The sequence below is a fragment of the Promicromonospora sp. NPDC050262 genome (assembly GCF_040655935.1).
In the GTDB taxonomy this organism is placed as follows: Bacteria; Actinomycetota; Actinomycetes; order Actinomycetales; family Cellulomonadaceae; genus Promicromonospora.
Map to the genome: position 1 here is coordinate 136411 of NZ_JBFAKX010000002.1, position 13733 is coordinate 150143.

General features: G+C 73.9%; 10 protein-coding genes. 5 read left to right on the forward strand and 5 right to left on the reverse strand.

Annotation, left to right across the window (positions count from 1 at the left end; genetic code table 11):
* Positions 1 to 406: 406 nt before the first annotated feature.
* On the forward strand, positions 407 to 1321 hold the full coding sequence (locus tag AB0I29_RS04045) for a glycoside hydrolase family 43 protein (RefSeq protein ID WP_357478303.1): 915 nt from the start codon (positions 407 to 409) through the stop codon (positions 1319 to 1321).
* 57 nt (positions 1322 to 1378) lie between these two features.
* Here AB0I29_RS04045 and AB0I29_RS04050 read toward each other — a convergent pair whose 3' ends face one another.
* The 3 genes from AB0I29_RS04050 to AB0I29_RS04060 are packed head-to-tail and all read right to left on the reverse strand — an operon-like array spanning position 1379 to position 6895.
* Entirely contained in the window at positions 1379 to 4753 is a 3375-nt protein-coding gene (locus AB0I29_RS04050; protein WP_357478306.1) for an SbcC/MukB-like Walker B domain-containing protein, read from the reverse strand.
* A complete protein-coding gene (locus AB0I29_RS04055) occupies positions 4750 to 5412 on the reverse strand; it encodes a DUF4194 domain-containing protein (RefSeq protein ID WP_285102272.1) in 663 nt (220 codons plus the stop codon). Before AB0I29_RS04055 ends, AB0I29_RS04050 begins: the two co-directional genes overlap by 4 nt.
* Entirely contained in the window at positions 5405 to 6895 is a 1491-nt protein-coding gene (locus AB0I29_RS04060) for a DUF3375 domain-containing protein (protein ID WP_357478311.1), read from the reverse strand. The genes AB0I29_RS04055 and AB0I29_RS04060 overlap by 8 nt, the downstream gene beginning before the upstream one ends.
* A 115-nt stretch (positions 6896 to 7010) precedes the next feature.
* Here AB0I29_RS04060 and AB0I29_RS04065 point away from each other — a divergent pair, with 115 nt between their 5' ends.
* From AB0I29_RS04065 to AB0I29_RS04075, 3 genes are all read left to right on the forward strand, one after another.
* Positions 7011 to 7832 (forward strand): ABC transporter ATP-binding protein, encoded by an 822-nt coding sequence (locus AB0I29_RS04065; RefSeq protein ID WP_357478314.1) that lies wholly within the window; start codon positions 7011 to 7013, stop codon positions 7830 to 7832.
* A 131-nt stretch (positions 7833 to 7963) separates the two neighbouring features.
* Positions 7964 to 8989: an iron-siderophore ABC transporter substrate-binding protein gene (locus AB0I29_RS04070; RefSeq protein ID WP_357478316.1), complete on the forward strand. Its 1026-nt coding sequence runs from the start codon at positions 7964 to 7966 to the stop codon at positions 8987 to 8989.
* A gap of 4 nt (positions 8990 to 8993) precedes the next feature.
* Complete coding sequence (locus AB0I29_RS04075; protein WP_357478319.1) at positions 8994 to 11120, forward strand: iron ABC transporter permease; 2127 nt, start codon at positions 8994 to 8996, stop codon at positions 11118 to 11120.
* Between the two features lie 9 nt (positions 11121 to 11129).
* Here AB0I29_RS04075 and AB0I29_RS04080 read toward each other — a convergent pair whose 3' ends face one another.
* Complete coding sequence (locus AB0I29_RS04080; RefSeq protein WP_357478322.1) at positions 11130 to 11963, reverse strand: class I SAM-dependent methyltransferase; 834 nt, start codon at positions 11961 to 11963, stop codon at positions 11130 to 11132.
* 167 nt (positions 11964 to 12130) lie between these two features.
* On the opposite strand from AB0I29_RS04080, the gene AB0I29_RS04085 reads away from it, so the two are divergent.
* Positions 12131 to 13012 (forward strand): LLM class F420-dependent oxidoreductase, encoded by an 882-nt coding sequence (locus AB0I29_RS04085; protein ID WP_285102263.1) that lies wholly within the window; start codon positions 12131 to 12133, stop codon positions 13010 to 13012.
* A 35-nt stretch (positions 13013 to 13047) separates the two neighbouring features.
* Here the strand turns inward: AB0I29_RS04085 and AB0I29_RS04090 are convergent, their stop codons facing one another.
* Positions 13048 to 13719 (reverse strand): GAF and ANTAR domain-containing protein, encoded by a 672-nt coding sequence (locus AB0I29_RS04090; RefSeq protein ID WP_285102261.1) that lies wholly within the window; start codon positions 13717 to 13719, stop codon positions 13048 to 13050.
* Positions 13720 to 13733 lie beyond the last annotated feature (14 nt).

Here is a 13733-nt window from a genome sequence, read left to right on the forward strand (position 1 = left end):
CGGCGTCGAGCTCGTCGACGAGGCGGACGCGCACGCCGGGCCCGACGCCGCCTCGTCGTCGGCGGAGCTCGCCGAACATCCCGTGGTGACGAGCAGTGCGGCGACCCCCGCGGCGCCGAACATCGTCCTGACGATCCCGTGCTTGGTCATACGAACTTCCCCTCGGGCAGATCCAGCCAACCATCGGCCGCCTCCACACCCTGCGGCCGAGATCGATCGTTGCAGAGGTTCGATCATCTCGCCGAGTTGCCCTGAGCAACAATATCTGCCCCGGCGCGGCGCGACACGGCGGCGCGAGCGGGACGCCGTGGACACCCCGGCGCGGCCCGGACATCTTTCCTAGCCTGGTGCGCTGTCGACGGGTCCGCGTATGACCCGCGTGTCGAGCGAGAGGGCAGGACAGACGATGGCGACGAACCCTGTGTACGGCTCCAACTTTCCCGATCCCGCGGTCCTGGAGGTCGACGGGACCTACTGGGCGTACGCGACGAGGAACCGGGTCGAGACGCTGCCGGTGCTGCGGTCCACGGACCTGGTGCACTGGGAGCTGGTGGGGGACGGCATGCCTGAGCGGGCGTCGTGGATCGCGCCGGGACGGGACTGGGCGCCCGAGGTCGCGGTCGTGGGGGAGCGGTACGTCGCGTACTACACGGCGCACGACCGGGTCACCGACGTGCAGGCCGTCGGGGTGGCCGTGGCCGACGAGCCCTACGGCCCGTTCCGGGACGACGCCGACCGGCCGCTGCTGTGCCAGGACACCGAGGGCGGCTCGATCGACGCCTCGCCGTTCACCGACGCCGACGGCTCACGCTGGCTGCTGTGGAAGAACGACGGCAACCACGTGGGCGTCGACACGTGGATCTACGTGCAGCGGCTGTCCGACGACGGGCTGCGCCTGGAGGGCGAGCCCCGCAGGATCCTGAAGCAGGACCAGGAGTGGGAGGGCACGCTCGTGGAGGGCCCGTACGTCTGGCCGCACGGCGGCCGGTACTACCTGTTCTACTCGGGCAACGCGTTCGACTCGGACCGGTACGGCGTGGGCTACGCCGTCTCGGACCGGGCCACCGGACCGTACGTGAAGCCGCAGGACGGCCCGATCATGGTCTCGAACGAGGTGGCGGCAGGCCCGGGCCACGGCATGGTCGTCGAGCGCGACGGGCGCACCTGGTACGTCCACCACGCCTGGCCGCCCGGCGCGGTCGACGCACCCGAGCCGGGCCGGCAGATGTGGCTCACGGAGCTGGTCTTCGAGCCGGCGCCCGACGGCGGCCCGGACGTGCCGACGTTCCTCGGCCCGCGCACGGAGCTGGACCTGGCCTGACCGGCCCCGGTCGGCCGGTCCGCTCCGAACGGCCGTCCGCCCGGACGAGGCGCCGGGCTACCCCGGCGCCTCGTCGGGCAGCCCCACCTCGTCCGGCAGCCCGACCGTGAGCTGGGTGAAGGACTTGCCGCTGGTGTCCTTGAGCACCACGTAGCCCGCGTCGACGTGCGGCTCGATGCCGCTGTGCTTGTCGTTCGGCGCGCCGATGACGAGCTGGAACCCGAGCCCGCGCCAGGCGTTGATCGCCCGGCCGGTGAAGTGGGCGTCGGCCTTGATCAGCGCCTCGTCGAGGAAGACCGGCGCGTACCGCGGCCGTTCCGCGCCGGCGTCGCCGAGCTGGTAGCGCAGGGCCGCGCCCACGATGAACGCGACCAGCTCCTGGGACTCGCCGCCGGACTTCTCGCCGATGTGGTCGTAGACCGCGACGTGCGCGCCGTCCTTGGTGAGCTTCTCGGCGCTGATCCGCACGTGGTTGCGCACGTCGATCAGGTCGTGGAACTCAGGGGCGGTGCGGCGCACGCGGTCGACCACCTTGGCCATGCGGGTGTAGGCGCGCTGCCGGTCTGTGTCGCTCCGGGCGTTGGCAATGGCCTCGCGCACCGCGCGCAGGTCGGCGCGGAACCGGGAACGCACCGGCGAGGCGGTGTCGCGCAGCTCGATGTGCAGCTTGTGGTGCTCGTCGGAGAAGTCGAGGCCGTCGAGGATCCGGTTGACCGGGTCGATGCGGTCGCGGATCTCGCGCACGGCGGTCGAGATGTCGCTGTCGAGCTTGGTCAGGTCCGCGCCGGACAGCCGGAGCAGGCTGTCGCGCCACTCCGACTCCAGCTCGTGCAGCCCGTTCTTCTCCAGGTCGGTCAGGAACCGTTCGTAGTCGTCGTAGGACGTGTCCGGGTCGACGCCGAGGTTCGGGTTGGGCCACCGTTCCTTGAACGTCTCGAAGATGTCGTGCAGGGCCGCGCGGCCCCGGCCGACGGCGGCCTGCGCCTCGCCCTGGTCGTCCCGGACCCGTGCCGCGGCGCGGTCCAGCGCGGCGTCGAAGCGTTCGACGGCCTGGGCGGGGGAGCCCTCGGCGCCCTGCTCGCCCGCGAACAGCTCCTGGAGGTACTCGCGGTGCGCGGCGGCGACCTGGGTCCCGTCGGCCTCGGCCGTGTCGAGCGTGCGCTGCGCGGTGTCGACGGCGTCCGCCGTCCGCTCCCACGCCGCCTCCAGCTCGCCGGCCCGGTTCTTGGCGACGCCGCTCTCCTCGGTCAGCCGGGTGACCCGGTCCTCCAGGACGCCGAGCTCCTTCCGCAGCCGCCCGATCTCCGGGTTGTCCGACGTGACCTCCTCGACGATCGCGGTCCAGCGGCCCCGCTCGGTCCGCAGGGCGTCGAGGTCGACCTGCTCCCACGTCAGGTCGGCGATCTTCTCGTAGGCGCCGCGCTGCTTCTCGAACGAGTCGAGCCCCGCCGTGGCGGCCTCCAGTGCGCCGACGGCGGCGGCGTGCGCCGCCTCCGCCTCGGCGACGGCGCCCTCCAGCTCCTTGAGGCGGCGGGCGTTGGAGAACCCGAGCACGTTCGTCACGCCCTGGCCGCCGTGGGCGCCGCGCCCGCCGTCGGACGTCTGGCCCGTGAGCGTCACCGCCTTGCGGTGCAGGGCGAACTGCGCCGGCGAGTCGATGCAGACGTACGCGAAGCGGTCGGCGAGCTCCTGCCTGAGCCAGCCGGTGAACGGCGTCGGCCGGTGGTCCAGGCGCGCGGGGAGGGTGCGGTCCTGAACGGCGGCCTCGTCGCGCCGCCCGGTGGGCACGCCCCGGAACCGGATCCGGCGCGCGGTGGGCACGGAGTTGATCGCGGCGCGGAACGCCTTGAGGTGGGCGACGTCGATCAGCATCTCGGTGGCGAAGCCGCCCAGCGCCAGGTTGAACGCCTGGCGCCAGGGCTCGAACTCCGTGCGCACCTCGATCAGCTCGCCCACGAACGGCAGCTCGTCCGGCGACAGGCCCGCCGCCTCGGCGAGGGCGGCCCGGGCGCGGTGCAGGTCGGAGGGGATGTTGTCCTTGCGGGCGCTGACGGTCCGCAGCTCCGCCCGCAGGCTCTCCAGCTCCTTCGCCGCGGCCTGCTCGGCGAGGGTCGCCTCGGTGAAGCGCCGCCGGGCGGCCGCGCGCGCGTCGGCGTCGTTCAGCGCCCGGTGCGCCTGCTCGACGACGGCGTCGAACCCGGCGGCGTCCGACACCTCGGCCCCGACGTCGGTCAGCAGCGCGTCGAACCGGGCACGCGCCGCGGCGACCGGTTCGATCCGCGCCTCCAGGCGGTCCACCTCGTCCTGCGCCTTCCTCAGGCGGTCGCCGCCGGCCGCGCCCAGGAGGTCCCGGGCCGCGTCGCGCTCCAGCCGGGCCGCCGAGACCCGGACGGTGAGCTCGGTCGCCTCGTCCCGGGCGCGGGCGCGGCGCCGCTGGAGGTCCGCCTCCGACGCGCGCAGCAGGTCCAGCCGCCGGCCCGCGAGCCACAGCGCGGCGGGGGCCGCCGGGTCCGAGAACTGTCCGACGGCGTCGATCATGCGCAGCCGCTCGACGGCCTGGTCGATCGCGGCGCGGTGCTCGCGGACGGGGCCGAGCGCGCGGACCTGCTGCTGCGCGGTGACCATCCGGTCGCGGGTGGCGGACAGCTCGTCGAACTGCTGCACCGCGCCGTCGGCCGTGGCGAACGTCGAGGGCTCCTCCAGGACCATCGTCTTGTAGAGGGCGTCGACCGTGGTGATCTGCTGCCCGGCCTGGATGCGGCCGAGCAGGCCCACGGCCTTGTGCCCGTCGCCGCTCGCGCCGATGCCGAGCGCGGTGTGCAGCCGCGCCGTGTAGTCCCGGTCGGTCTCGAAGCAGGTCAGCCCCGTGCGCGTCACGGCCCGGCGGTCGAACCGGTGCCGGGCCGCGTCCTCCAGGCCGCTCAGGTCGAACGGCCCGTCGCAGGTGCCGCGCACCGCCGTGACGTTCTCCAGCGTCCGGGCCGACGACGGCACGTACCAGGCGCGGACGGCGGTGAAGGTGGCCCCGCCCTGGTCGACCCACGTCATCGCGATCGCCGACCAGGTGTCCTCCCTCTCGCCGCGCAGCACCCGGACCCGGGTCTCGCCGTCGACCCGCTTCTCGTCGAGCTTGCCGCGCGCGTAGGACAGGATGTTGCGCTGCTCCTTGCCGCGCGGCTTGCCGGTCACGCCGCCGTTGGACGCGCCGTTGAACGGCGTGGTGTGCGGCATGATCAGCGCGATGTAGGAGTCCATGAGCGTGGACTTGCCCGACCCCGAGCCGCCGCTGAACAGCGTGGCCCCCGGGGAGAACCGCACGTGGTGGTGACCGTGGTAGCCGCCCCAGTTGACGAGCTGCAGCGTCTGGGCCACCCACTGCTGGCCCGTCGAACGCGCCGGGACCAGCCCCCACAGCGTCTCGATCATGCTCACGACCTGTCCTCCTTGTTCCCGGCGAGCCAGCGGGTGAGCTCCGCGAGCCGGTTGTTGTCGAGCACGACCTCCACCAGCGGCGTGATGCGGTACCGGCCCGTCGACTCCTCGTCGATCAGGCCCTCGGACGCCAGGCGGCCCACAGCGTCGCGGATCTCGCGCTGCGGGCGCACGAGGTTGTTGTCGTCCAGGTCGAAGAACGTGAGCACGCCCTGCTCGATGTCCTCCAGGTCGATCCGCGCGGAGGTCTCGCCCGAGCTCGCCTCGTGCTGGTAGACGGTGCGCAGGTGCACCAGCACCAGCGTCTCGACGCGGTTGTACGGGTCGTCGCGCAGCAGGATCGGCACGTCGACCTCGCCCGAGCGGACCTGCTGCTTGTAGGCGATCCCGCGGTCGTGGTCGACGACGAGGCGCACGAACAGGTCGTGCAGGCGCGACTCGATCACCGACTGGTGCTCCAGGAGCGTCCTCCACTGCGCGCGGTTCTTCTCCGCCGTCAGGAACCGCCGCTGCAGCAGCCGGACCAGCACGCGCCGGACCTCCGGGTCCAGCAGCCCGCGGTCGCCCGCGAACAGCTCGGTCTGGTCGTCCTCCATCGGGGCGGGCTCGATGAAGCCCGCGTCCTCGGTCCCCGCCTCGTCCGTCACCGTCTCACTCATCCGCCGTCCCGCCCTCGTGCTCGTCCCTCATCGCCACACCACCGAATGCGAACCGCCGCCGTGTCCCGTCCGGCCGGACCGCCTCGACGGTCACCACCTCGTCCGTCTCGACCATGCCGTGCCGGTGCGCGATCTCCAGCAGGCCCAGCAGGTCGACCGGCCGCCGCAGCCGCTCGGGCGCGGACCGGAACGCCGTCGCGACGTCCACGGCCCCGTCCTCGCGGGGCAGCGCGGCCAGGTGCTTCTCCAGGTCCGCGTAGTGCGGACCGCCCCAGGCCCGCGAGTCGTCGTCCGGCACCACGCCCATCTCCCACGCCTCCAGCGGCGTCGGGGGAGCGGGCAGGCGCAGGCCGTCCGCCTTCTGCCGCAGGTGCCCGACGTCGGCCACGGGCAGGCGCCGCATCGGCTCGACCGCCTGCTTGTGCCGCGAGGTGGGCATCCACTGCTGGAACCCCGACATCACGTCGCGCAGCAGCCCGTCCACCTCCCGGTCCCGGAGCGGGTCGTGGTTGCGGATCTGGGTGGTGATGACGTGCGAGGCCTGCTGCTGCGCGTGCAGCACCTCGCGCACGCCCTGCTCGATGCGCCGCGCGATCTCGTGCAGCTCGCGCCGCTGGGGCGCGGGAAGCTGCTCCGCGAACGGGTGGCCCAGGATCACGCGGAGGTTCCCGGCGAGCTGGTCGATGTGCTCGGCCCGGCCGATCAGGGCGAGCGCTCCGGCGAAGGCACGCCCCTCCCGCGTGGACTCCATGATGTCCTTGCCGCGCGCGAGGTACTCGCGGAGCACCTCGCCCGTGGGACGCACGTCCTGCCGCAGGTCGGTGACGACGTCGCGCTGGACCTGCTTGATCGACTCGACCACGCGGGCGAAGTCGGCCGGCAGCTCGCGCGCGAGGTGCAGCACGTTCTCCGCCTCCTCCAGCAGCTGGTCGTCGCCCACCGGCTCGACGGCGCCCGTGCGCTCCAGCCGCTCGACCTCGGCGGTGCGCTCCCGGATCTCGGCGTCGAGCCGGGCGATCCGGGACAGCACGTCCGGGTCGGCGTCCTGCGCGAGCTCCTCGACGGCGTCGAGCAGGGTGCGCACCCGGGACTCGGAGACCCGCGTGCGCGCGCCGCCGACCCGGCCCGCGACCTCGAGGGCGCCGACGCCGTGCGCGGAGACCTGGTAGACCTCGACGCCGTCCTGCACGTGCCGCTTGAGCCAGCCCGAGCGCACCCAGCCGCGGCACAGGTCGCGCGAGCTGCCGACGGGGAGCGGCGCGTTGCCCTCCTCGCCGTACCCGGCGGCCCGCAGGCGGTCCAGGGCGGCGTCGATCTCCGCGTGCGCGTCGGCCACCGGTACCTGGGGCCGCTGCGCCGTGAAGACCAGCGCCAGCATGGTCACGACGAACGGCGCGTACGTCCCGTGGAGCAGGTCCAGCATCGGGTTCTTGAACGCTCGGAGCGCACCTTCGTACGCTCCCTCCACGGTGGCTGTGCTCATCGCCGACCAGGGTACGTGGACAGTCCGACATCGACACGCGTCGGCGGGCGGGCAGCGGGTGAGGAATGAGACGGGCGTGGGGGGCACCCCGGACATAAGGTTAGGCTTACCTCCCGTGACCGCCCCTACCGCTCTCCGTGGTGACGACCTCGTGCTCGGCTACCAGCGCACCACCGTGGTGCACGGCGTCGCCGTCCACCTGCCGCCCGGTGCCGTGACCGCGCTCGTCGGCCCCAACGGGTCCGGCAAGTCCACCGTGCTGCGCTCGCTGGCGCGGTTGCACCCGGTGCAGCAGGGGACCGTCAGACTCGGCGCCACGGCCGACGACGCCGTCGACGTCGCGCCGCTGTCGGCGCGGGACTTCGCCCGGCGCGTCACGCTGCTCGCCCAGTCCCGCCCGCACCCGGCCGGGCTGGAGGTGCGCGACGTCGTCGCGTTCGGCCGCCACCCGCACCGCCGGCGGTTCGCGCCGCTGACCGACGCCGACCACGCCGCGATCGACCGCGCGATGGACATCACCGGCGTGGCCGGCATGGCCCGCCGCGGCGTCGACCAGCTCTCCGGCGGCGAGGTGCAGCGCGTCTGGCTGGCCACCTGCCTGGCGCAGGAGACCGGCGTGGTGCTGCTGGACGAGCCCACCAACCACCTCGACCTGCGCTACCAGGTCGAGACGCTCGACCTGGTGCGCGACCTCGCCGAGGAGCACGGCACGGCGGTCGGCATCGTGCTGCACGACCTGGACCATGCCGCGTCGGTCGCCGACGCCGTCGTCCTGCTGCACCAGGGCCGTGTCCTGGCGGCCGGACCGCCCGCGCAGGTGCTCACGGCCGAGCACCTCTCGCTCGCCTACGGCCTGCCGATCGACGTCACCACCGACCCCGGGACCGGCCGCGTCCGCGTGCACCCGCGCGGGCGGCACCACGGTCGCACCCGCTGAACCCCCGATCTCGCAGCACCACCCAGCACCACCCGTAGACCCCAGACCCGTAGGACGCCGTCGGCGCCCGCACCACCCGCCGCACCCGGCACTGCACCGACACGACGTGTCACGAAGCTCGAGGAGACCCCATGACCCTGCGCAAGAAGGCGACCCTGGTGGGCGCCGCCCTGATCCTGCCGCTCGCGCTGTCCGCCTGCGGCACCACCGACCCCGGGGCGGCCGCGTCGTCCGCGCCCACCGAGGCCGCCTCGGGCGACTGCGCCGACGTGACCACGTCGACCGACCCCGTCACGCTGACCGACTCGTTCGACCGCACGGTCGAGCTCGACAAGCCCGCCGAGCGCGTCGCCGTCCTGGAGTGGCAGCAGGTCGAGGACGTGCTCAGCCTGTGCGTCGACCCGGTCGCCGTGGCCGACGTCAAGGGCTACGCCACCTGGAACGACGCGGAGGAGCTGCCCGAGGGCGTGACCGACGTCGGCACGCGCGGCGAGCCCAACCTCGACGCCCTGTACGCCGCCGACCCCGACCTGGTCATCATCGAGGCCTACACGCCCGACGACGAGATCATCGCCAAGCTCGAGGCCTACGACGTGCCGGTGCTGGCCACGAAGGGCGCCGACGCCGCCGACCCGATCGGGACCATGCTCGACACCTTCGGCATCATCGCCGAGGCCACCGGACGCACCGAGCGCGCCGCCGTCGTGACCGACGAGTTCCAGCAGCACCTGGCCGACGCCAAGGCACAGGTCGCCGAGGCCGCCCCGGAGAGCACGGACTTCGTGTACTTCGACGGCTGGGTCGACGGCGGCAACGTCTCGATCCGCCCGTTCGGCCAGGGCTCGCTGGTCGGCGAGCTGGGCGAGGAGCTCGGCCTCACCAACGCGTGGACCGGCGAGGTCGACCCCGCCTACGGCCTGGGCCAGTCCGACATCGAGGGCATGACCGACGTCGGCGACGCGACCCTGCTCTACACCGGCACCAAGGAGGGCACGGACGACTGGACCGCCGAGCTGACCAAGAACGACGTCTGGGCCGGCCTGCCCGCCGTCAGCGAGGACCGCGCACACGCGTTCCCGGAGCACATCTGGACGTTCGGCGGCCCCCGCTCCGCGGAGAAGATCGTCGACGCGTACGTCGACGTCTTCACGAACTGACGCCATGACCGCCACGCAGTCGCCGTCCGCGACGGACACCCTGCCCCAGGCCCCCGCCTCCCGCCCCGTCACCTGGGCGACGGGCGGGGCCGCCCTGGTGGTGCTCGCGCTGGCCGTGCTCGTCGTCGGTGCCTGGCACCTGACGCAGGGCACGTCCGGCGTGGGCACGGGCGACCTGCTGCGCCTGCTCACCGGGCAGGACGCCGGCGACGCGTCGGCGGTCCGCGACATCCTCGTCGGGTCACGCCTGCCGCGCCTCGCGGCCGGCGTGGCCGTCGGGTTCGCCCTCGGCGTGGCCGGGGCGCTCTTCCAGTCGATCGCCCGCAACGCGCTCGCCTCGCCCGACACGCTCGCCGTGACGGCCGGCTCCTACCTCGCGGTCGTCGCCGTGGCCGCCTTCGGCCTCGCCGTGCCGCTGTGGGCCTCGGGCGCCGTCGCCTTCGCCGGCGGCATCGCCGCCGCGGCGCTCGTGCTCGGGCTGGCCGGTGGCGCCGGGTCGTCGTCCACCCGCCTGGTGCTCGCCGGCTCCGCCGTCGCGCTGGCCCTGCAGGCCGCGGCCTCCGCACTGCTCATCCTGTTCCAGACGGAGACCACCGGACTGTTCGCCTGGGGCAGCGGCTCCCTGAGCCAGCTCAACCTCACGGCGTTCTGGCGGGCACTGCCCGTCGTCCTGCTGGCCACCCTCGGCGGCCTCCTCGTCTCCCGGCGCCTCGACGTGCTCGGCCTCGGCGACGACACCGCCGGGGCGCTCGGCGTCCCCGTCCGCTCGACCCGCGCCATCGGCGTGCTGCTCGCGGTGCTGCTCACCGCCGCGGCCGTGACCCTGGCGGGCCCCCTCGGGTTCGTCGGCCTCGCCGCCCCCGTCGTCGCCCGGCTCCTGGCCCGCGTGGTCCCCGCGCTCCACCGGCACGCGATCCTGCTGCCCGCCGCCGGCCTGCTCGGCGCGTTCGTCGTGGTGCTCGCCGACGCCGTCGTCCGCGCCGTCCTCGGCGCCGAGGAGGCGCTCGCCGTCCCCACCGGCGTCGCGACCACGATCGCCGGCGCCCTGATCATGGTGGTCCTCGCGCGGCGCCTGCGCGACGCCGGGTCGTCCCGCCGGCCGCCGACCGCCGGGACCGGGCCGCGCAGCACCCGCCGCTTCGTCATCGTGCTCGCCGTGTGCGTCGCCCTCGCGATCGGCGTCACGCTGCTCGGCCTGCTCGCCGGCTCCACCTGGCTGCGCACCGGCGACATCGCCCTCTGGCTCGACGGGCAGGGCCCCGCCGTCGTCCGGTTCGCGCTCGACGAGCGCGCGCCCCGCGTCCTGGCCGCCGTCGTCGCCGGGGCCGCCCTCGCGCTGTCCGGCACGATGGTGCAGGCCACCGCCCGCAACCCGCTGGCAGAGCCCGGCATCCTCGGGATCACCGGCGGGGCAGGTCTCGGCGCCGTCGTGGTCGTCACCGCCGTCGCCGGCACCACCTGGGGCAACGGCGTCGCCGCCAGCAACGGCGCGATGCTCGTGGCCGCCGTCGTCGGCGGACTGCTCGCCTTCGCCGCCGTCTACCTGCTCGCCTGGCGCGGCGGGCTGCACGCCGACCGCCTCGTGCTCATCGGCATCGGCCTGGGCTACCTGACCACCGCGCTGACCACGTTCCTGCTGCTGCGCTCCGACCCCTGGAACACGCCGCGCATCTACACCTGGCTGTCCGGCACCACCTACGGGCGCAGCCTCGAACAGGTCCTGCCCGTCCTGGTGACGCTGGCGCTCGCGGTGCCGCTCGCCGTGATCGTCCGGCGCGAGCTGGACCTCCTCGCGCTCGACGACGACACGCCGCGCCTCGTGGGCGTCCGGCTGGAGCGCAGCCGGCTGGTCGTGCTCGCCGTCGCGGCCGTGCTGGCGGCCACGAGCGTGACCGCCGTCGGCGTGGTGGGGTTCGTGGGTCTGGTCGCGCCGCATGCCGCGCGTGCCCTGGTGGGCGGCCGGCACGCGCGGGTGCTGCCGGTCGCGATGCTGCTGGGCGCCGTGCTGCTCGGCCTGGCCGACACCCTGGGCCGGACCGTCATCGCCCCGGCCCAGCTCCCCGCGGGGCTCGCGGTCGCGCTGCTCGGCGCGCCGTACTTCGTCTGGCTCCTGGCGCGCTCGCGGGCGTGACGACGGGGGTCACGCCCGCCGCGCGGTGAACAGCAGGTACTCCCAGCCCATCGCGCCGTCGAGACCCTGGAACCGGGCGGCCAGGTCCAGGAGCGTGCCGTCGAGCTCGGCGGTGCGCGCGGCGTCGTCGGCCACGTTGCGGTACACCGCGATGGTGGGGCCGTACACGGCCTTGAAGAACTCGCGGAACTCCGTGCCCGTGGCGAACCGCGTGACGGGCAGCGACCGCACCTCGGCGCGCACGTCGGTGACCCGGTCGCCCAGCAGCGAGCGCACGTGCTCCTCGTCGCCCCACAGCGGCGGCGGCTGCGCTCCGGGCGGAGGAGCGGGGGCGTAGGGCTTCATCGCGGCGAACATCTGGCCGATGAACCCGGCCGGCGTCCAGGCGACGAGCCCGATCGTCCCGTCGGGCCGCACCACGCGGACCAGCTCGTCCGCCGCGGTCTGGTGGAACGGGGCGAACATGACGCCCACGCAGGACAGCACGGTGTCGAACGCGCCGTCGTCGTACGGGAGCGCGTGCGCGTCGGCCTCGGCCCACGTGAGCTCGGCGCCCCGGGCCGCGGCGGCGGCGCGCCCGGCCTCGAACAGCTCGGGCGTCAGGTCGGACGCGACGACCTGCGCACCGGCGAGCGCGGCGGGGATCGCGGCGTTGCCCGACCCGGCGCCGACGTCGAGCACCCGGTCGCCCGGCCGCACGCCGGCGGCCTCGACCAGGACGGGGCCCAGCGCGGGGATCACCTCGGTGGCGACCGCCGGGTAGTCGCCGAGCGCCCACAGCGCGCGGTGCTTGGCGCGTACGGCCGTGAGGACCTCGGGCGGGACGCGGTCGGTGTCGGTCATGGGGCTGCTCCTCGGCTCGTGCCGTCGCGTGGCCCCCGCGGTCTCCAGTCAACGCCGGGTCCGGGCGCACCACCACCACAGGCCCGAAACTCACCCGGTCCGGGCGGGCGATGGCAGATCACGACATGAGCGTCAGAGCATGACAACCGGGTGCTAAGGTCGGAGGCATGGATCTTGGGCTGCACTACTTCACGTTCACCCACCCGGAGTGGGAGACCACTCTGGCCGACCGCCTCACCGAGACCGCGCAGATCGCCGACGAGGGCGGCGTGAACCTCTTCACGGTCATGGACCACTGGTTCCAGATGCTCCACGCGGGTGGTCCGTACGAGCCGATGCTGGAGGGTTACACCTCGCTGGGCTACCTCGCCGGCGTGACGAAGAACGTCCGGCTGAGCCTGCTGGTCACGGGCGTCACCTACCGGCGTCCGGGCCTCCTGGCCAAGACGGTCTCCACGCTGGACGTGCTCTCGCGCGGTCGCGCCATGCTGGGCATCGGCGCGGCCTGGTACGACCGGGAGCACGCGGGTCTCGGCGTGCCGTTCCCGCCGACGGCGGAGCGGTTCGAGCGGCTGGAGGAGACGATCCAGATCTGCCGCCAGATGTGGTCGGACAACGACGGCGCGTTCGAGGGCAAGCACTACCAGCTCGCCGAGACGATCAACCTGCCGCAGCCGCCGCGCGGCACCGTCCCGGTGATGATCGGCGGGGGCGGCGAGCAGAAGACGCTGCGGCTGGTGGCCCAGTACGGGCAGGCGTGCAACCTGTTCGGCGGGCCCGGCGACGAGGCGCTGGCGACGGTCGCGCACAAGCTGGACGTGCTGCGGGGGCACTGCGAGCGCCTCGGCACCGACTACGACGCGATCGAGAAGACGATGCTCTACCAGGGTGACGCGACCGGTGACACGGACGCGTTCCTGAAGGACATGGAGCGGTACCGGGCGCTGGGCGTCTCGCTCGTGGGCCTGATGCCGACGCCGTACGAGAACCCGGTCCCGTGGGCGACCGCGCTGGCCGAGAAGGTCGTGCCCCGGCTGAACGAGGTCTGACCGGTCCGGAGCGGCCCGGCGCCTGGGCGGTCCGCTCAGGCGCCGGGGTGCTCGTCGGGCGAGGGCTCGTCGGTGACCACCAGGGCGCGCAGGATGGTCTCGGCCACGTCCCGCTGCGTGACGTTGCGGTGCTTGGAGGCTGACTCGATGATCCGTCTCGCCTCGCTCTCGCTGGTGTCGTTCGAGTGCATGATCGCCCCGACGGCGCGCTCGACCGCGGCGGTGTCGGACAGCTCGCGGTACAGGCCCGCGGTGGCGTCCTCGAGCTCGGCCAGCTCCAGGTGCAGGGCGACCATGGCTGAGGCGAGCTGTGCGTAGCCGTCCGCCGCGGTGAGGAGCTCGTTGGTCCAGGGATCCGGTGCGCGGGAGTACAGGTTGAGCGCGACGGCGACGTCGTCGTTGACGAAGGCGGGGACCGCGAGCGCGGAGACGAAGCCCTCGCGCAGGGTCTGGGCGCGCCAGGCATCCCAGCCGGCCGTCTCGGCGACGACCGGTACGACCTGGATCGTTCCCAGGTTGATGGAGTCGATGCAGGGTCCGGTCTCGGCCCGGGCCTCTGCCTGGTCGCACCGGCCGGCAGCGGCGGAGCTGCTGCCCGCGGCGACCGACACGCCGTGCTCACGGAAGATGATGCTGGCCTCGAGGCCGGAGCCGAGCACGGTGGCGGCCCGGCGCGCGAGGTCGTGGGGGGACGTCGAGATTCTCATCGCACGAGACCTTC

Excerpts from the sequence above, each read along its gene's own strand:
- AB0I29_RS04085 (WP_285102263.1), top strand. The coding sequence starts at position 12,131 with ATGGATCTTGGGCTGCACTACTTCACGTTCACCCACCCGGAGTGGGAG.
- AB0I29_RS04080 (WP_357478322.1), bottom strand. The coding sequence starts at position 11,963 with ATGACCGACACCGACCGCGTCCCGCCCGAGGTCCTCACGGCCGTACGC.
- AB0I29_RS04045 (WP_357478303.1), top strand. The coding sequence starts at position 407 with ATGGCGACGAACCCTGTGTACGGCTCCAACTTTCCCGATCCCGCGGTC.
- AB0I29_RS04060 (WP_357478311.1), bottom strand. The coding sequence starts at position 6,895 with ATGAGCACAGCCACCGTGGAGGGAGCGTACGAAGGTGCGCTCCGAGCG.
- AB0I29_RS04075 (WP_357478319.1), top strand. The coding sequence starts at position 8,994 with ATGACCGCCACGCAGTCGCCGTCCGCGACGGACACCCTGCCCCAGGCC.
- AB0I29_RS04090 (WP_285102261.1), bottom strand. The coding sequence starts at position 13,719 with ATGAGAATCTCGACGTCCCCCCACGACCTCGCGCGCCGGGCCGCCACC.
- AB0I29_RS04070 (WP_357478316.1), top strand. The coding sequence starts at position 7,964 with ATGACCCTGCGCAAGAAGGCGACCCTGGTGGGCGCCGCCCTGATCCTG.
- AB0I29_RS04055 (WP_285102272.1), bottom strand. The coding sequence starts at position 5,412 with ATGAGTGAGACGGTGACGGACGAGGCGGGGACCGAGGACGCGGGCTTC.